16 protein-coding genes and 1 tRNA gene are annotated in these 19,363 nt (G+C 46.2%); 14 read left to right on the top strand and 3 right to left on the bottom strand.

Annotated features, from left to right (window positions below; genetic code table 11):
* Positions 1–202, bottom strand: a 202-nt coding sequence (locus tag HW447_RS04025; protein WP_176254037.1) for a transposase, incomplete at its 3' end; no start/stop codon positions are given.
* 32 nt (positions 203–234) lie between these two features.
* Between HW447_RS04025 and HW447_RS04020 the strand changes: the two genes are divergently transcribed.
* From HW447_RS04020 to HW447_RS04010, 3 genes are all read left to right on the top strand, one after another.
* Entirely contained in the window at positions 235–1,041 is an 807-nt protein-coding gene (locus HW447_RS04020) for a dehydroquinate synthase/iron-containing alcohol dehydrogenase family protein (RefSeq protein ID WP_279285651.1), read from the top strand.
* Positions 1,042–1,085: 44 nt separating this feature from the next.
* Positions 1,086–2,243 carry an iron-containing alcohol dehydrogenase gene (locus tag HW447_RS04015; protein ID WP_176254035.1) on the top strand — a complete coding sequence of 386 codons (1,158 nt, stop codon included), beginning with the start codon at positions 1,086–1,088 and terminating at the stop codon, positions 2,241–2,243.
* Positions 2,244–2,460: 217 nt separating this feature from the next.
* Positions 2,461–2,892 (top strand): winged helix-turn-helix domain-containing protein, encoded by a 432-nt coding sequence (locus tag HW447_RS04010; RefSeq protein WP_176254034.1) that lies wholly within the window; start codon positions 2,461–2,463, stop codon positions 2,890–2,892.
* On the opposite strand, the gene HW447_RS04005 is transcribed toward HW447_RS04010, so the two are convergent.
* The gene (locus HW447_RS04005) at positions 2,851–3,387 is read right to left on the bottom strand and encodes a helix-turn-helix domain-containing protein (RefSeq protein ID WP_243176192.1); all 537 of its coding nucleotides are present in this window, start codon (positions 3,385–3,387) and stop codon (positions 2,851–2,853) included. The genes HW447_RS04010 and HW447_RS04005 overlap by 42 nt on opposite strands.
* Positions 3,388–3,887: 500 nt before the next feature.
* On the opposite strand from HW447_RS04005, the gene HW447_RS04000 reads away from it, so the two are divergent.
* The 5 genes from HW447_RS04000 to HW447_RS03975 all read left to right on the top strand — a co-directional run bounded on the left by HW447_RS04000 (position 3,888) and on the right by HW447_RS03975 (position 11,326).
* Positions 3,888–4,382 (top strand): sigma-70 family RNA polymerase sigma factor, encoded by a 495-nt coding sequence (locus HW447_RS04000; protein ID WP_176254033.1) that lies wholly within the window; start codon positions 3,888–3,890, stop codon positions 4,380–4,382.
* A gap of 862 nt (positions 4,383–5,244) precedes the next feature.
* On the top strand, positions 5,245–6,444 hold the full coding sequence (locus HW447_RS03990; protein ID WP_176254032.1) for a site-specific integrase: 1,200 nt from the start codon (positions 5,245–5,247) through the stop codon (positions 6,442–6,444).
* Between the two features lies 1 nt (position 6,445).
* The gene (locus HW447_RS03985) at positions 6,446–7,732 is read left to right on the top strand and encodes a site-specific integrase (protein WP_176254031.1); all 1,287 of its coding nucleotides are present in this window, start codon (positions 6,446–6,448) and stop codon (positions 7,730–7,732) included.
* 285 nt (positions 7,733–8,017) lie between these two features.
* A complete protein-coding gene (uvrB, locus tag HW447_RS03980) occupies positions 8,018–10,000 on the top strand; it encodes an excinuclease ABC subunit UvrB (RefSeq protein ID WP_176254030.1) in 1,983 nt (660 codons plus the stop codon).
* A gap of 144 nt (positions 10,001–10,144) precedes the next feature.
* Positions 10,145–11,326, top strand: a complete 1,182-nt coding sequence (locus tag HW447_RS03975) for an N-acetylmuramoyl-L-alanine amidase family protein (protein ID WP_176254029.1) — start codon at positions 10,145–10,147, stop codon at positions 11,324–11,326.
* Positions 11,327–11,479: 153 nt separating this feature from the next.
* On the opposite strand, the gene HW447_RS03970 is transcribed toward HW447_RS03975, so the two are convergent.
* Positions 11,480–12,391: a DUF5688 family protein gene (locus tag HW447_RS03970; protein WP_176254028.1), complete on the bottom strand. Its 912-nt coding sequence runs from the start codon at positions 12,389–12,391 to the stop codon at positions 11,480–11,482.
* A gap of 347 nt (positions 12,392–12,738) precedes the next feature.
* Here HW447_RS03970 and HW447_RS03965 point away from each other — a divergent pair.
* The 6 genes from HW447_RS03965 (at position 12,739) to metA (ending at position 19,237) form a co-directional block, all read left to right on the top strand.
* A tRNA-Arg gene (locus tag HW447_RS03965) sits at positions 12,739–12,810 on the top strand.
* 137 nt (positions 12,811–12,947) lie between these two features.
* Positions 12,948–13,991: a hypothetical protein gene (locus HW447_RS03960; RefSeq protein WP_176254027.1), complete on the top strand. Its 1,044-nt coding sequence runs from the start codon at positions 12,948–12,950 to the stop codon at positions 13,989–13,991.
* Between the two features lie 58 nt (positions 13,992–14,049).
* Entirely contained in the window at positions 14,050–15,087 is a 1,038-nt protein-coding gene (queA, locus tag HW447_RS03955) for a tRNA preQ1(34) S-adenosylmethionine ribosyltransferase-isomerase QueA (protein WP_176254026.1), read from the top strand.
* 417 nt (positions 15,088–15,504) lie between these two features.
* Positions 15,505–16,314 carry a pseudouridine synthase gene (locus tag HW447_RS03950; protein ID WP_176254025.1) on the top strand — a complete coding sequence of 270 codons (810 nt, stop codon included), beginning with the start codon at positions 15,505–15,507 and terminating at the stop codon, positions 16,312–16,314.
* A gap of 16 nt (positions 16,315–16,330) precedes the next feature.
* A complete protein-coding gene (ligA, locus tag HW447_RS03945) occupies positions 16,331–18,283 on the top strand; it encodes an NAD-dependent DNA ligase LigA (protein ID WP_176254024.1) in 1,953 nt (650 codons plus the stop codon).
* Between the two features lie 36 nt (positions 18,284–18,319).
* Complete coding sequence (gene metA, locus HW447_RS03940) at positions 18,320–19,237, top strand: homoserine O-acetyltransferase MetA (protein ID WP_176254023.1); 918 nt, start codon at positions 18,320–18,322, stop codon at positions 19,235–19,237.
* Positions 19,238–19,363: the final 126 nt, after the last annotated feature.

The raw sequence follows: 19,363 nt of genomic DNA, 5'->3' as shown, positions 1-19,363 counted from the left end.
TAATTTCTTCTGAAAGACTCATTGCACTGGCAGGGGTATGGGAACCTTCCCCGATATCCAGTTTACCGTTTCTTACGGCTTTTAACCATGTGTGGATGGTTCCTTCAGGGATTCCTAATTCTTTCGCGGCTTTAGTGCCACCAATTTCTTTGGCAAGTTTTACTGCCTGTACTTTGTATTCCTGGTCATATTTATGTGCCACTTTGAATACCTCCTTGTTCTCTTGATTTTATTATGAAATCCTTGAGAACAAGCTGTCAACTTTTTTTATACCATATCATTGTTACCTATCCTTCGTCTGGATCCGAGATGGACGGCTCGGCTCAGATTGATGATGACGAAACTCACGTTCATATGGGCTTGTCCGGTATTTATCCTACGTTTGCATGGCTGAATCCTCGATACGTAGCTTCTGTTCCAAAGGAGATCCTTGTCTATGGCACGATGACTTCAGTAGCGCAGATTTCTACCGGTTATTTAAGCCTGGAAAGCTCCGAGATGGCGGAATCTGTGTCAGAGGCCATAATAAAGTCTTTACTTCTCAATTTGGAAAGCTGCATGAAACAGACAAATCAGCAGGAGGCATATAAAAATCTGATGCTGGCAAGCGCCCTTAATTCCACTGGGATTTTTGGATTGGGAAAAGGATATGACTGGACACTGATTCCACTGGAAGGGTTGATGCAGACATACTATGGTATCGGCTACTCCAAGGCAATTACCGTTATGTTCCCCTACTGGCTTAAACATATCTACCGGGATCATCCGGTCTTTACCTCTTATTTTGAGAATGTATTTGGGGTAAGTCGAAAAGGAAAGACCGCAGGGGAATTTTTGAAGGAAGGTCTGGATGCCATTTTCGATATTTACAGAAAGCTGGGAATTGCTGTCTGTTATAATGAGCTGGTTGAGAAACCGCTGAATTTGAACCGCCTGCGGGAGTTGATCCGGGAATATGGAGAGATGCCGTCTCAGTACATGGAATTTACCCCAGAGAAAATTGAGGAAATTTTACTGGAGGCCATAGAAGGGATTCGATGATATTAAAAACGATTAGAAAATAACAATTAAGGAGGAAAAATTATATGCAAAATTTTCAATTCTGTATTCCAACTAATATTTTATTCGGAAAGGGCCAGATGGAACATCTGCCGGAAATCGTAGGAGCCTATGGGAAAAATGTTCTTTTGACTTATGGTGGCAGCAGCATGAAAAAGACGGGGCTTTACGATAAAATCAAGGAACTGCTTTCTGGCTGGGAAATTTATGAAGTTTCCGGTATCGCTTCGAATCCTCTGATCGACAGTGTGCGAGAGGGTATTCGCATTTGCAGAGAGCATCAGGTGAATGTCATCTTGGCAGTTGGCGGCGGCAGTGTCATTGACTGTTCAAAGGCGATTGCAGCAGGATGCTTCTATGATGGCGATCCCTGGGAAATGATAACAAGCCATGCGGAAATCAAAGAGGCATTGCCAATTATTGCAATTCCGACGATTGCCGCTACCGGAAGTGAAGCTGATGCAGGGGCGGTGATTCGTAACCCGGAAACAGGTGAGAAGCTGTCACTGTTCAGTCCTCTACTCTATCCGAAGCACGCGATTATGGACCCGGTAAATACTTTTACTGTTCCGGCAAATCAGGCGGCGGCAGGCTCCGCAGATATACTCTCACACTTGATGGAGCAGTATTTTGTACCGGAATCCACATTTTTAAGTGATCTTTTGGTGGAGAGCGTTATGAAAACGGTTATCCATTACGCACCGATTGCAGTTCAGGAACCGGATAATTATGAGGCACGCGCACAGCTTATGTGGGCAGGTACGATTGCAGATAATGCAACGCTGTGCAATGGCAATCAGCTGGTAGCCTTTAGCTGCCACGGTATTGAGCACGAACTGTCCGGCACCTTTAATACAACCCACGGTGTTGGTTTGGCAATTATTACGCCTCGCTGGATGCGCTATATCCTGTCCGAGAAAACAGAAAAGAGATTTGCACATTTAGGAAGGGCTGTGTGGGGGATCACAGAAGAAGATGACCGTCAAGCGGCGGAGGCCATGATCGGGGAACTGGAAGATTTCTTTAAGAGCCTTGGAATTCCCTCAACCTTGACAGAGCTTGGAATTGACAGCAGCAAATTTGAGGAAATGGCGGAACATGGTGTAGAGACAGAAGGACTCCGTTATACATGGATTCCAATGGAAAAGGAAGATGTTATCAACATTCTCAATCAGTGCTTGTAAGAATGAAAGGACGATAAATATTACGATTGAAAATGAAATGATTTATACTATGAGCAACCATGTCCTTGTTTTCTATCGTGGGGAGAAAGCAGTCTTGACGATCAGCTCTATGATTTGTTTTGGTAGAAATGTGGAGTGATTTTGTAAAATAAGCGATAGATGTAATAATTGTAAAAATGATTCTTGAAAGAAAGTATTGGGAGATGAATTGCTAGAAATGAAAAGAATAGAAATCATCGCCCGGATAACAGACGACAACGGAGATTCTCTTGAAAATTCACTGATGGTATGGCAAGACACAGGTGGGTGGCGTGAATTTCCCCTTACATCCCCCATTCTCCGCTATCCGGGCTTAGAAATCCGCTTGGATCAACGACGTGTGCTGCGGGACGGAGTAAATGTAAGATTATCAAAATACGAATATGGCGTCCTGGTCTTTCTGGCTCAGCACCCTGGCTGGCTTTGCAGCAAGGAACAGATTTTCCAAAACGTTTGGCATTCAGATAGCGAAAGCTGTCTGACCGCCATATCCAACACCATCAGCAGAATCAGGCAGAAAATAGAGCCAGATAAAGATCACCCCATCTACATACAGACCGTTTCCAATTTAGGATACGTTTTCGCGGCAGAACCTATAAAAGAAGAATGAGCAGTTAGGAACAAAAAAATCCTGGCTGCTTATTTTTTCCAAAATTAGGATGGTTTTAGGTCGCTTTTGCCATGGAATTGGGCTGGGGAATTTTAAAATAGAAGAGACACAGAAAAACCGACAGACATTTGGATTTTCGTCTGCCGGTTTTATTTGGATTTTTTTTTGTTTGACTGGTCTGTCATGCTGTTTGATAAATTCATCAGCCATACATTCCATAGTGCGAAGCATGACCTGCCGTTCTTCTTTCGTACAGGTCCAGTATTTTCCAAGGAAATTCTGTGTTTCCTTTTCTTCATCGGACATATCCGGATGAAACAGCGTTTCAGCGGAGATACCAAGCCGGTGAATCAGGAAATAAAGAGTTTCATAAGATGGATTGACATGACCGTTTTCCACATTTTGGATATGCCGCAGTCCCATACCGGTTTGATCGGCTAATTGCTGCTGAGTAAGTTTTGCTTTTTTTCTTGCTTCATATACAAGCTGTCCCACGTATAAATATAGATCCTGCATTATCGTTCACCTCAAGTATATTCTATCGTGCGTGTTCGTATTTTACATTCCCCTATACTGCGTGATTATATGCACGATACTGCGTAGTAAGGGGATATAAAGAACCTTGCTGGGTGTCTTAAAAAAAACGGCATCTATGACAGGGTTTCTAACCACGTTCCACTTATGGCTGCTGGGAGAGGGGCAGTGATGAGTGGATATTTTTATGTGTTGGCCGGAGGTACAATTCCTGGTGAATTGTTAAAAAAATCCCACCGAATCAACGGCTCATCCATGGGCAGGGATACGCACTATTAAGCGTACAATGCGGTATCTATCAATCATATTTATTAGTATGGAGAAATGTCAGATGGCTTATAGGGCTACCTGGCATTTTTTTGATTTTTAGAACGGACGGCAAAAGGCTTTGCCAGGCACGCTCGCCGCCACCTCCATTCGGTTCCTATGAAACAACTCATGAATCGAATGGAGGAAATCAGATGTTTGATAAGAAAAATGATTATTTTATCAATAAGAGAGAAGCAGATTCAATCGTATGTAAAAGTGTAACAGGCACCTATATCCGGCTGACGAGAGAGGATTTTTCCAGTGAGGAAGAATTTCAGAAGTGGAAGGAATGGTCAGACAAGGACTATCAGGAAGCAGAAAAGGTGATGCGGAAATTTTATGATTACGGAATCCCATGGGAAGAAGCAGCGGATGCGATCAATCCGGTTGTATCGGCAGAGGAACGGTTCTTTGAAGAATTGGAGCGGATGGAGCAGGAAATGCTCAGGGCCGAACAGGCGGAGCGGCAGATTGCAGGAATCCGGCAGGCGCTGACACGAACTCAGTTCCGGCGTTTCTGGCTTCACCATGCAGAGGGAATGTCTGTGGAGCAGATTGCTGTTGCAGAAGGAGTAAGCCATCAGAACATTTCCAAGAGCCTTTTGGCAGCCAGAAAAAAGATTAAAAAATTTTTGAAAAAGCTGTAAAACAGGGTGCCAAACCGCAGGATATTTCGTAAGTGATGAAGCAACGTTAGTTATTTTCGGGAACATTGAAAATTGAATATACAATATTACAGGTACGAAACCCACATGATGAGCAGCATAAGGTACGGCGTGATGAGGGCAGTCTGAAGGAGGTGGTAAAGACAGACGGCCGGAGCGATGAACGGAAACCTTAGACCCGGAGCGGCAATCCGGTTTGCGATGACAGTGTGGGGGATAATGATACTTTCTCACGACCTCCCACGGACTAGAGGGGGAACCCTGCGGCGCACGAGTAAAACGACGCTGCGGAGTTATGACAGCTGTGCCGACAGCGGCCTGTAATATTCCCTCATTCGGGATGCGTGGCAAATAGAATAAAAGCATTTTCAAAGAACAGCTGTGCCGATTTTATGATGTAATGTAAGTCAGACATCTGGTACAGCTGTTTTTTTGGAACATACAAGAGGAGATTTGGCTGAAAATAGAGATGTTTTGTTGTATGTTTCAAAAGAAGCTGAGAACAGCCATTTTGAAAATGTCAAGGATGCTGCTGAAAAGTTGGCATCGTAGACGGGAGGAAGCGTTGGCGGTATCATAAGGCCATACAGCACCTCCCCAAATGCCTGTGGGCGGAAAGGAGGCAGCTGGCCATAGAGACTCTAGGAAATGAAACAAAAGTATATAGTGCAGAAGAAATTCAGACACTGCTTGGAATTGGAAGAAGCAAAGTATATACCTATTTGGAAGAGGTATATCAGAAGCAGGAGCCGTTCCGGGTTATAAAGATTGGAAAGCTTTTCAGGGTACCCAAGCAATCTTTTGACAACTGGCTGAATGGAATCAGTTAAGGAAGGTGAAATGATTGAAGAAAGAAAATCCAAAGAAAAGTAAATCCTTTTTTGAAAATGGCTCATGGTATCACCGCACCAAGACGCTGAAGGAAGATGGCTCAGTCAGCTATAGCAAGAAGGGCGGATTTGCCACCAGTAAGGAAGCAGATAAAAGCTATGATAAGCATGAAGCAGAATTTAAAGAGGCATATCGGGTCTATCAGCTGGCGCATCAGGTAAATACGGAGGTCATGTTGAAAGATTACTTAATCTACTGGTTTGAGGAAGTATTTTCAAGAAGAGTGGAATCTACTACAAGAATGGTAGGAGCCTATGCAATCTATAACCTGCTTTTACCGCAGATGGACTATGACATCAAAGTGAAATATGTAAATTCCGATTATCTTGATGGATTGTTGGAGAAAGTGGCTAAGATCAGTCCATCCGCAGGAAATAAAGGACGGGAAATGCTTAATCTTGCCTTTAAGGAAGCCTTGATTGAGGGATATGTGAAGCATAATCCAGTGACGGGGACCAGGCCTTACAAGCGTCAGAAACCCAAAATCATCATTCTTGGAAAGGAAAAAATTAAGATACTACTGAAAGCGGCACAGGAGAGCAACTGGTATTTAGAAGTGTTGTTAGGACTATTTTGTGGGCTTCGTAAGGGTGAGATATTGGGATTGAAATTTAGTGATTTTGATATTGAGCAGCGGACCGTTTTTATTAACCGACAGATTGCGTCTGACCCGAAGATTAGCAAAGGAAACGGAAGCAGAATTGAGGAGTATGGCTTGGTGGAACGGGATCCTAAAACAGAAAACAGCTTCCGGACGCTGAGGGTGCCGGAGATTGTAATCCGGGAACTGGAGAAGCGGAGAAAAGTGATCCAGCTGAATAAGGAAAAGCAGGAGAGTAAATACCTGGACAGGGATTATATCAGCTGTCAGGAGAATGGCAGACTGCATAGTCTGACGGCAATGAATATAGCGCTTACAAAACTTTGTAGCAGAAACGGGCTGCCCCATGTGACGGTTCATGGACTTCGCCATATGTATGCGACGATTCTGATTGAAATGGGAGTGCCTTTGATTAAAATATCAGCTCTATTGGGACATGGATCTGTACATACCACCTTTGAGTATTACTGTGATGTTATGGACGAGAATGAAAATATCCTTGCATTTATGAACCAGGCATTTGTCCCGGTAGATACAGACGAGGTGGCCTGATATGAAATTGGATTTGACCTTACAGCAATATGTGGAATGGGAAGTAACCAATGTCATGCCCCTGAAAGGCAAATACGGTTATCGTGTCATTTTAAAGTATATGGATGGTTCCAGCCGTCAGCAACAGAAAGCAGGGTTTGAAACGGAAAAGGAGGCTAATGCCGTCAGAGATAAAACCGTGGGGGAGTTACATTCCGGAAAATATATCGTTTATACCAATGTCCGGGTGAAAGATTTCCTGTATTTTTGGCTGGAAGAAGATATACGGAATCGTGTGGGCAGCAGTGAAACTTATGACACCTTTGAATCCAATGTCCGTAACCACGTAGTTCCCATTCTGGGAAGCAAAAAAATGTCGGAATTGAACCGGGGAGATATTCAGAAACTTTATAATGAAAAGACAGAATACTCAGTTTCTGTGGCAAAGCTGGTGAAAACTGTAATGAATGTTTCTATGCGGTATGCCGTAGATAAGAAAATTATTTCAGACAGCCCGGCACAGGGAATCGGACTTCCGAAAAAGGTGAAAAGACAGCAGTATCATACCAGAACCATTGACACGAAGAAAACCATGAACATGGAACAGATTCTGACTCTGCTGGAAGCCAGCAAAGGGACTCACATCCATATGCAGGTACTGTTTAATGTGCTGATGGGTTTGAGGCGGAGAGAAATCAATGGAGTAAAGTATTCAGACGTGGATTATATCAACCGGACATTGAGAGTAGAGCGGCAGCTCGGAAAGAAACTCAATTCAAGGAAAGAGGATTTTGCGCCTGATACTTATACGAAGCAGGAAGTAGGATTGAAAACTCCGTCCAGCTACCGCACGCTGCCCATACCGGATTATGTGTTTGAGGCAATTTTAGAGGAGCGGAAAGTGTATGAGAAGAACCGAAGTCGGAGAAAAAGCCAGTTTTTAGATGCAGGTTATATATGCTGTTCTAATTATGGGAAACCGAGGAGTAAGGATTTCCATTGGAAATATTATAAACAGATTTTACAGGAAAATGAATTGCCTGATATTCGTTGGCATGACCTGCGGAGCACATTTTGTACGCTTCTGTTGAAGAATAATTTTAATCCAAAAGCAGTCTCCAAGCTGATGGGCCATGCCAAGGAATTAATCACCATGGATGTTTATGGGGATAAACGGGAAATCATTGCTGACTGCGTAGATGAAATCCAGCCGTTCATTGATGAAGTTTTACCAGATTCCAAGGAAGAAAAAACATTTATATCTGAGTGTATAGATGTGGTAATTTCAGCAGAAGATTACCTTATATAATATGGAATAGAGAAATGTAACATAGCCATAAGAAAAGAACGCGCGTTCTATCTTATGGCTATACATTTCTACTGGTTCATGTTATAATTTTTAGTGACTTTTAGAAATGCCAATTCCGCTAGGTTTTATCTAGTGTTGCGGCGTCCTGAAAAAGAGGTTTTAGTGACTTTCATTCGTAAAATAGCAAAAGTTCGACTATTAGGCAGGCTGAAACTACTCTATTTTACGAATTTCTGCCTAATAGACGAACTTTTTCAGTGGTCACTAAGGAGGTAAAAACACATTATGGAGTTCAAATTACACTCAGAATACAGCCCCACCGGCGACCAGCCCCAGGCAATCGAAGCCCTCGTAAACGGCTTCAAGGAAGGCAATCAATGCCAGACTTTACTGGGAGTTACAGGCTCTGGCAAGACATTTACCATGGCCAATGTAATCCAGCAGTTGCAGAAGCCGACCCTCATCATCGCCCACAACAAGACTCTCGCCGCACAGCTTTACGGTGAGTTTAAGGAGTTCTTCCCGGAGAATGCCGTGGAATATTTTGTTTCCTACTACGACTACTACCAACCCGAAGCCTATGTCCCTTCTACAGATACCTATATTGAAAAAGACTCCGCCATTAACGACGAGATTGATAAGCTGCGTCATTCTGCCACGGCGGCCTTGTCTGAGCGGAGTGATGTGATCATTGTGGCATCGGTTTCCTGTATTTACGGTTTGGGAAGTCCCATCGATTATCAGAACATGGTTATTTCTCTGCGTCCGGGGATGGAGAAAGACCGGGATGACGTGATTCGGAAATTGATTGAGATCCAGTATGACCGCAACGACATGGACTTTAAACGCGGCAGTTTCCGGGTAAAAGGAGATGTGCTGGATATTTATCCCGCATATTCTGACGCCGAGGCTTTTCGCATCGAATTTTTCGGGGATGAGGTGGACCGGATCATGGAGATTGATACAGTTACAGGAGAGGTAAAGGCTCAGTTGGGTCACATTGCCATTTTCCCGGCCTCCCATTATGTAGTTCCCAAGGAGAAAATGATGGAAGCTACAGAGCATATTCTGGAGGAGTTAAAGGAACGGGTCGCATTTTTTAAGAGCGAAGATAAGCTTTTAGAGGCACAGCGGATTTCTGAACGGACAAATTTTGATGTGGAAATGATGCGGGAGACGGGATTTTGCTCCGGCATTGAAAATTATTCCAGACATTTAACCGGCGCTGCGCCGGGAGAACCGCCCTGTACGCTGATCGACTATTTTCCGAAGGATTTCCTTATTATTGTAGATGAGTCTCATATTACCCTTCCTCAGGTACGGGGAATGTACGCAGGAGATCGCTCCAGGAAAATGACCCTGGTGGACTATGGATTCCGCCTGCCCTCAGCCCTGGATAACCGGCCTTTGAATTTTCAGGAGTTTGAGGGGAAGATCGATCAGATGATGTTTGTTTCAGCCACTCCTTCGGTATATGAACAGGAGCATGAACTGATGCGGGTGGAGCAGATCATCCGGCCTACGGGACTTTTGGATCCGGAAATATTTGTGCGTCCGGTGGAGGGGCAGATTGATGACCTGATTTCAGAGGTCAATAAGGAGGTAGCGGGCCGCCATAAGGTGCTGATTACCACCCTGACAAAACGGATGGCCGAGGATCTGACGGACTATATGCGCGAAGTGGGAATACGGGTAAAATATCTCCACTCTGATATCGACACCCTGGAGCGGGCACAGATTATCCGCGATATGCGTCTGGATGTGTTTGACGTGCTGGTGGGCATAAACCTGCTGCGTGAGGGCCTGGATATACCGGAGATTACTTTAGTAGCGATTTTGGATGCAGATAAGGAAGGATTTCTCCGTTCAGAGACGTCTCTGATCCAGACCATCGGCCGTGCGGCCAGAAATTCCGAGGGTCATGTGATCATGTATGCAGATACTGTTACAGATTCCATGCGGTCCGCTATTGAGGAGACGAGGCGCCGCCGTCAGATCCAGCAGCAGTACAATGAGGTTCATGGCATCACTCCTACCACGATCAAAAAGGCGGTAAGGGATCTGATTGCTATTTCAAAGGCAGTAGAAAATGACCATTCTTCTGATGTGAAGGATCCAGAGTCCATGGATGAGAAGGAGCTTAAGAAACTGGCAAAGGAACTGGAAAAGAAGATGCGTCAGGCGGCGGCAGAGTTGAACTTTGAGGAGGCAGCCAGACTGCGTGACCGGATGGTGGAGATTAAAAAAATGCTGTTGGAGATGGACTAGGGGAACAATTACAGAATTTTTCTGAAAATCTCAGGAATTGTAAACTCTTTGTAAGGATTATGAAATTGCATAAATTAAAACTTTCATTTATAATAAAATCATACAAAAAGAACAAAGTGGATTTTAATAGGAGGAGGAGTGGTTATGCGTACAAAGAAAATGGTTTCCCTGGCAATAGCGTTCTTATTATCGGCCATGTCTGTTTTCACGGCTTATGCAGCAGACGAAAAGATTGATACGGTACGGCTGCAGTTTTCTTATGATAAGGAGCCGGAGACAGGAGAGGATATCGGAGATATCCATGTGAGCGCCGGGGATAACACCTACGATGTGGAATCGGCAGAGTATACAAATACAGAGGATAAAGATACCTGGACAGTAGGGGATGTGCCTGAGGTGAAGATAGAACTTTCCGCCAGAGAGGGCTATCGTTTTTCCTATACCAGCAAAAGCCATTTTAAGGTATCCGGCTGTGATGCAGAGTTTAAGAAAGCCAAGATTTATGATGATGGTGACTATATGGAAGTGACCGTTGAACTAAAACGCATTGGCGGAAGGCTGGAAGGAACCTCGAACCTGGACTGGAATGACCATACCGCTGAGTGGGATGAGATAGAAGGCGCTAAAAGCTATGATGTAAAGCTTTTAAGAGACGACAAGACAGTGACTACAGTAAATACGACTAATAATTATTTTGATTTTTCTGGATATTTTAATAAGGAAGGCGACTATACCTTCCGTGTAAGGGCGATTGCCAGCTATAACAATAAAACAGGTGACTGGTCAGAAGATTCCTCTTCTCTCTATATTGACGAAGATGAGGCCGGTACCTACAATGGAAGCGGTCGCTGGATTCAGGACGGAAATCGCTGGTGGTATTCCTATGCAGGCGGCGGATATCCTTCCGGAGGATGGAAACAGATTAGTGGCACCTGGTATCTTTTTGATAATTCCGGCTATATGCTCACTGGATGGCAGAAAGTAGACCGCCAGTGGTATTATCTCAATCCAAGCGGGGTCATGACTACCGGCTGGCAGAACGTAAATGGGGTATGGTATTACCTGAACGGAAGCGGTGAGATGCAGACTGGCTGGCAGTCGGTAGGCGGGCGCTGGTACTATCTGAACAACAGCGGAGCCATGCAGACCGGCTGGCTGCAGCAGAACGGGCAATGGTATTATCTGGACGGAAGTGGTGCCATGACTACCGGATGGCAGTCCATAAACGGAAGATGGTACTATATGGGCGGAAATGGAGTGATGTATACGAACACATGGACGCCGGATGGCAGATATGTGGACGGTTCCGGAGCCTGGGTGCAGTAGGATTGCAAAAAGCTGCTGTCTGGACAGAGAAATCTGCTCAGACAGCAGCTTTTTACAGTGCGTTTCCTCTTCCCCTCAGACAGCGGATCAGATGAAGGCTGTGGGATGCCTGCTGGGGCAGCGGAGTTGGACAGCAGTGCGCAATCCCCAAATTTAGTTCAGGGGAAGAAGGGTTGAGGAAACCAGCTCGATAGAATCTGATTTACGGCTGTAGCGGTAGACCTGATTGGAAAGACGATCCTGTGGGAGAACCTCGGAGGTATTGATTTGTGCTACCATCTGGCTCAGTTCGTCATAGGAGATGCCTTCTTCATCAGCTAAAAGAAGGACCTCATGAATACTGGAAGGGAGGATTACTACATCCTGTTCAATGCCCTCTGAGAAATGCTTTAGTACATTGGGATAGAGCATACATACTGCACCGTTGACGCCGCTGGTATTGGTCAGAACATAAAAGGGAGCGGTGAAGGAAGGATCGGATGCTGCAAAGTTTCCAGCGGCGTCCTCAAGAATACGGGCCATATCTGTAATGGAAGGCGGAAAGAGACGGGAAACATTGTTGAGAGCTGTATGAAACAGTTCCTCCGGGCGGATGCCCCATGTCTTTAGATGGGAATGGTGGATCGCAGCTGTCATGACGCCGGTATCATCTTCCTGAAGAAAAAGATAGAATACAATGGAGAGATCTAACCAGGGAATGTGGGGCATTTCCCTCAGCATGGCTTCGTTGGAGGCCGTGTTTACCAGACGGCAGGCAATTCGGGATTCCATAGCTTTGTAATCAGAAAGGACATTCGGGTGAATAAGAGGCGGGATCTCATTGGAGCGGTAAAGCTCTAAAAGATGGGAGGTGATCTCTGTAAGGGAGGTTCCTTCCAGATACTGACGGTAGCAGTCATTCAGATAGATCGTGGGCGCTACTGAATCCCTGCCCTTTGAGATGCACAGACCGTCCAGGATAAGACCGTTGTTTTTTGGAATTTTGCGCAGAGTAAGCTCATATTCCTGTCCCAAAGCCTGCTCCATTCCCGATTTTACCTTGTTTAAAAATGTGTCGTATACCAAATGTATACCCCCTTCATACATTGAATTTATGTAAACTGGCAATGCAGTTCCATAGCGGTTATAAAATAATGATCGTCTGTATAAGGCAGCCTTTCAGGGAGATGACGAAAAGAAAATTCTAAGAAAATCCTGAAGCGGTTACAGAATAGTTGGAAAATGAAAGTCCAGAAATAAAATGAATCTAAAAACAGAATAAGGGCAAACTGGGGATTTGTCAAGAGAAAACAAGTCTTTCAGCCAAAAATCTTGGGAAAGCAATCAAGACGCCTGCTGAATCGTTACAGAAATTTTCTAAAATCAAAAAAATGGTTGCAGTTTTTGGAAAAGTATAGTAATATAAAGGAGATGCGTCTGTAGCTCAGTGGATAGAGCAGTGGCCTCCGGAGCCGCGTGCGTAGGTTCGATTCCTATCAGACGCATTTTTGATACCTTATTCTGCATTACACAGAGAAACCAGGGGGATGGCCTCCTGGTTTTTCTGTTGCATTTTGCAGGTCTTTTTGCTAGAATAGAGCGAAGATACGGCCCCTGTGGGCATAGAACGGAGGATAAAATTATGGCGCGTAAGGTCAGATGGAAATCAGGCTATAAAGGGCCGGATGATGATAAGAAGAAACGGATCCGGATAGGAGTGGGAGCCGGGGCTGCGCTGGCGGTATTGATTGCAGGAGCGTTTGCTGTATCCCATTTTGCTGGAACAGCGGCCAGGGATCAGGAGGGGGTTATTGAGATTCTGGGTGAGGATGAGGAAAGTGACAGCCAGACTTCGGAGCCAGAGACGCAGGAACCGGAGGAAAACGGAGAGATTGATCAGGAAGTTTCCTCTGACAGCACAGCAGCGGATGATGAAGGAACGGATGAGACGCAGGAGATCACGGATTTTTCTTCCTATGATCTGGAGAAGGACGCGTACCCTCAGGTAAATGAGCTTATAGGCGCCTATTTCCAGGCAAAGATTGATCAGGATCCGGCGGCTCTCTATCAGGTATTCGGCAAAGCGGATGATGGAAATATGGATTTTTACCGGAAGGAACTGAAGGCGGAGGCGGCTTATGTCCAGGATTATGAGGATGTGACCTGCTACACTCGGAAAGGGCTGACAGAGGATTCTTATCTGGTCTATGTAATCTATGATGTGAAATTCCGTAGGGTGGATACATTGGCACCTGGAATTATGTGGTGCTATGTGGTAAAGGGAGACGACGGCAGGTATGTGATCCGTGAAAATGTCATTGGTGATGAAGCAGATTATGTGGCAGAGCAGAATCAGACCGAAGGAGTACGCCTTTTAAACCGCCAGGTAAAGGCCAAATTAAAGGCTGCTATTGAGTCAGACAGTCTGCTGGCTGGAATCTATAAGGGCCTGAGCAACGGGGCCGTTGTCACAGGAGATATTTCCGGAGATGGAACGGATACGGACAGCCAGGTACAGATCCTGGACGGCGCGATTTCTTCCGAAGAGGCAGAAAACTCAGAGGCAGAAACAACAGAGGCCGGAGCACAAGGGGATACGTCCCAGTCTGAGTCAGCCGCAGATCCAGCCCAGACAGCGCGGGAGGAAAGCCAGACCGAGACTGCCTCAGCTGCGGCTGCAGAATAAAAATAAACACGCATAAATACCGGCGCAGAGGACTGCGCCGCGGGAGGAACGACAGATCATGGATGTAAAGGATTTTTATTTTGACCTGCCCCAGGAGCTGATTGCCCAGGATCCCCTGGAGGATCGGTCCGCATCAAGGCTTCTGGTGCTTGATAAGAAAACGGGTGATGTGAAACACCGTATTTTTAAGGATATCACCGAGTATTTAAGACCAGGCGATTGTCTGGTGATCAACGATACAAAGGTGATTCCGGCCCGTCTGTTCGGTGTAAAGAAGGACACCGGGGCAAAGATTGAACTGCTTTTGTTAAAGCGGCGGGAAAATGATATTTGGGAGACATTAGTAAAGCCTGGAAAAAAAGCAAAGCCCGGCACTGTGATCGATTTTGGAGACGGCCTTTTGACAGGAACGGTTTTGGAGACAGTAGATGATGGAAACCGCCTGATCCGGTTTTCCTATGAAGGTATTTTTGAAGAGATCTTAGACCGGCTGGGCCAGATGCCCCTTCCGCCTTATATTACCCACCAGTTAAAGGACAAGAACCGTTATCAGACGGTGTATGCAGTCCATGAGGGGTCTGCTGCTGCACCCACAGCAGGCCTTCATTTTACAAAAGAACTGTTAAAGCAGATCGAGGAAATGGGGGTTAAGATTGCCCATGTGACGCTCCATGTAGGGCTTGGTACCTTCCGTCCTGTAAAGGTGGAAAATGTGCAGGAGCACCATATGCATTCGGAGTTTTATATGGTGGAGGAATCGGAGGCAAAGAAAGTCAATGATACAAAGGCGGCAGGAGGCAGGGTAATCTGCGTAGGCACCACCAGTTGCCGTACTGTGGAATCAGCCTCAACAGCGGACGGTATTCTTCAGGCTAAGACGGGATGGACGGATATTTTCATTTATCCGGGATACCGGTTTAAGATTCTGGATTCTCTGATTACCAATTTCCATCTGCCAGAATCTACGCTGGTGATGTTAGTCAGCGCTCTGGCAGGAAGAGAGCATATCCTGAAGGCATATGAGGAGGCTATTCGGGAGCGATACAGGTTCTTTTCATTTGGGGATGCCATGCTCATTACTGACAGTGAAAAATAAACGGGAGAGCTGTCCCGTCTGAAACATTTCAGAAAAAAGCGTCCAGGTGATTAGGCCCATGGACGCTTTTGGATTATGCGGACAATGTAAAGGAAACTTCTTTATACACTGCCCAGATAGGCCACTGTCTGATTTCCTGTATGGACTGCCCCGTCCGTCTGGCAGGAGCCTGCAGTCTGTTTGGAATAAACTGCTGATTTGCGTTCATTTGTCGGTTTATCACCCTTGTTTTATATGCCAGCATTTTAACAAAAAAAGTGAGGGAGGCGAATGCGCCTTTTATTGCCTGAATGCAAAATTGATGATATACTAGATCAGCACAGAAACAGCACATGATTTTTAGGCTGCCTGCTGTGCAGACAAAGTAAAAAATGAAAAGACAAAATCATAAATGAAGTGAAAAAGGAGGACTGCCTGGTGGAAGAGCGTCTGAACAAATGGCTTGGCCGCATGGGGGTCTGTTCGAGACGGGAAGCAGACCGTCTGATTGAAGAGGGAAAGGTTCTGGTAGATGGAAAAAGGGCAGCAGCCGGACAAAAAGTGTCAGAGGGCCAGACTGTAGTCTGCTGCGGCCGGGCAGCGGGAAGGGTGGGACAGGAGAAAGAGCTCCCCAGACCGGTGCTTTTAGCAGTCAACAAGCCAAAAGGTATTGTATGCACAACCTCGGACAAGGATCGGGCGGAAAATATCGTAGATTTTCTGGGATACCCGCAAAGGGTCTATCCCATAGGACGGCTGGATAAGGACTCCCAGGGACTGCTGCTTATGACGAATCAGGGTGATCTGGTGAATAAGATCATGCGCAGCGGAAATGCTCATGAAAAGGAGTATATTGTTACCGTGGACCGTCCTGTTACGGATGGGTTTGTAAAAAAAATGGCGGCTGGCCTGTGGCTGCCTGATCTGGAGCGAAAAACCCTGCCCTGTAAGGTAAAGAAACTGGAGGAGCGTACCTTTTCCATTATCCTTACTCAGGGATTAAACCGTCAGATCCGGCGGATGTGCGCCGCCTGCGGCTGTCAGGTAAAGAGCCTTAAGCGTGTGCGGATCATGAACATCTGTCTGAACGGCCTTGAGGAGGGCGCCTGCAGAGAGGTCAGAAAGGAGGAATATCAGGAACTTTTGCGTCAGCTTGAGGGTTCAAACAGTCTGTCTGCGAAGGATCTGGATATGAGAAGAAACGTCAAAACTCATTTTATACCCGCCAACCTTGATATAAAAAAGTGAGAAGTCAGGAGAGACTATGGAAACAAAGATTCAAAGAATGAAAGAACTGATCCCTATTCTGAGAGAGGCTGCAAAGGCTTACTATCAGGAGAGCCGGGAGATTATGAGCAATCTTGAATACGACAGGCTTTATGACGAGCTGGCAGCACTGGAAAAGGCCACTGGCGTGATTTTATCGGGAAGCCCTACGCAGCAGGTGGGATATGAGGTTTTAAGTGAACTGCCGAAGGAAACCCACGAGACGCCTATGCTTTCTCTTGACAAGACAAAGAGTGTGGAGGATCTGCAGCAGTGGCTGGGTGACAAAAAGGGTATTTTATCCTGGAAAATGGATGGCCTGACCATTGTACTGACCTATGAAAACGGTATTCTGGCCAAGGCGGTTACCAGAGGAAACGGTGAAATCGGGGAGGTCATCACAGCCAATGCCCGGGCATTTTCCAATATCCCCTTAAACATTGCCTACAAGGGACAGCTGGTGCTGCGGGGCGAGGCAGTGATTACGTATTCGGATTTTGAGCGGATCAACAGCCAGATCGGGGATGCGGATGCCAAATACAAAAACCCCAGAAATCTCTGCAGCGGTTCGGTGCGCCAGCTAAACAGCCAGGTTACGGCAGAGCGCAATGTTCACTTTGAGGCCTTTGCCCTGGTACGGGCCGAGGGCGTGGATTTTAACAATTCCAGGAAATGCCAGTTTGAATGGTTAAAGAGCCAGGGCTTTGAGGTGGTGTATCACGAAGAGGTGACAGACGAGACGCTGCCCGAAAAAGTGGAATGGTTTGGCAGGGAAGCGGAGCACAATGATATTCCCTCTGACGGTCTGGTTCTTCTTTTCGATGATATTGCCTACGGAGATTCTCTGGGGCGGACAGCCAAATTTCCAAGAAATGCCATTGCCTTTAAGTGGCAGGACGAGGTGCGTGAGACAACGCTTTCCTATATAGAATGGAGCGCCTCACGAACGGGGCTTATCAATCCGGTGGCGGTATTTGAGCCGGTGGAACTGGAGGGCACCACAGTGAGCCGCGCCAGCGTCCATAATATCAGCATTATGGAAGGGTTGGAACTGGGAGCGGGAGACAGGATCACGGTCTACAAGGCGAATATGATTATCCCGCAGATTGCCCAAAACCTGACTCGCAGCGGCGTCAGAGATATCCCCGATCGATGTCCGGTCTGCGGCGGGGTTACAAAGATCCGCCGGATCAATGACGTAAAGAGCCTTTACTGCACGAATCCCGATTGTCAGGCCAAGAAGATAAAGAGCTTTACCCTCTTTGTCAGCAGAGACGCCTTAAATATAGACGGCTTGTCTGAGGCTACCCTGGAAAAATTTATCAGCATGGGCTTTATCCATGAGTTTGCAGATATCTTCCATCTGGAGAATCACAGGGAAACCATTGTGGAAATGGAAGGGTTCGGGCCAAAATCCTATGACAATCTTATTGCATCTGTGAAGAAAGCCTCTGAGACAACGCTTCCGAGAGTGATTTACGGGCTGGGGATTGCCGGTATCGGGCTGGCAAATGCCAAGATGCTCTGCCGTCATTTTCAGTATGATTTTCAAAAGATGCGCAGCAGCAGTGAAGAGGAGCTTACGGCGGCAGATGGTATCGGCGGAGTGCTGGCTCAGGCCTGGATGGATTATTTTGCAGATGAAAAAAATAACGCTGTGGTAGATCGCCTTCTTGGGGAGCTTACCATTGAGCAGGAGCCGATGGAAGAGGGCGAGAAACCGTTTGAGGGACTGACCTTTGTGATTACAGGCTCGGTGGAGCATTTTGCCAACCGCAAGGAACTGCAGGAGCTGATCGAGAGCAAGGGGGGGAAGGCGGCCGGTTCCGTGACCTCAAAGACCGCTTATCTGATCAACAATGATACTATGTCAAATTCATCAAAGAATAAGAAAGCAAAAGATCTGGGGATTCCGATTATATCAGAGGAGGAATTTCTGAAAATGCTTTAACGCAGCGCCGCCGGGCGGGGAAGGAGAAGGTTTTATATGCCCATTAAAGTACAGAGGGATCTGCCTGCAAAGGCGATCCTGGAATCAGAAAATATTTTTATCATGGATGAGGACAGGGCGATGAGGCAGGATATCCGGCCGCTGGAGATCCTGATTTTAAACCTTATGCCATTAAAGGAGGAGACGGAGACACAGCTTCTTCGGGCGCTGTCTAATACACCTCTTCAGGTGGACTGCACCTTTCTCATGTTATCCACCCATGTGTCAAAGAACACCTCCGCAAGCCACTTGAATAAGTTCTATGTGAGCTTTGAGAGCATCCGCAGAAACCGGTTTGACGGTATGATTATCACAGGCGCGCCGGTGGAGAATCTGGCGTTTGAGGAAGTGAATTACTGGCCGGAACTGGCCGCTATCATGGAATGGAGCAAAACCCATGTAACCTCCACCCTTCATATCTGCTGGGGAGCGCAGGCCGGGCTCTACTACCATTACGGCATTCCAAAATACAGGCGGGAAAATAAGCTGTCCGGGATCTACAACCACAGGGTACTGGATCGGAAGGTGCCTCTGGTAAGAAGCTTAAACGACTTCTTTCTGGCGCCTCATTCCCGGTATACAGAGGTTCGCAGGGAGGATATTTTAAAGCATCCGGAGCTGATCATCCTGGCAGAATCAGATGAGGCCGGAGTATTCCTGGTTATGAGCCGGGACGGCCGTCAGATTTTCGTTCAGGGCCATCCGGAATATGACAGAATGACTCTGAATAATGAGTACCACAGAGATCAGGATAAGGGCCTAAAGCCGGAACTGCCATGTAATTATTATGACCGCAATGACCCTTCTTCGGTGCCGGTTCTGACCTGGAGAAATACATCTAACACACTGTATACGAACTGGCTGAACTTCTACGTTTATCAGATTACGCCTTATTTATTAGACTGCGAGGAGTAAAACAGCAGATCTGTCCCCTGCTGCTTTTAACAAAATCTTAATTTTAAGCCCTCCTACTCTTTTACCCTCTTAATCCTTTCCGTGCTATGATACATACAGTGGATGGGGCAAAGAGGCCCTGGATCC

The organism is Enterocloster alcoholdehydrogenati (genome assembly GCF_013282095.1).
Taxonomy (GTDB): domain Bacteria; phylum Bacillota; class Clostridia; order Lachnospirales; family Lachnospiraceae; genus Enterocloster; species Enterocloster alcoholdehydrogenati.
Note: the sequence above shows the minus strand (reverse complement) of the source record. Positions and strands in the feature narration are given on the sequence as shown.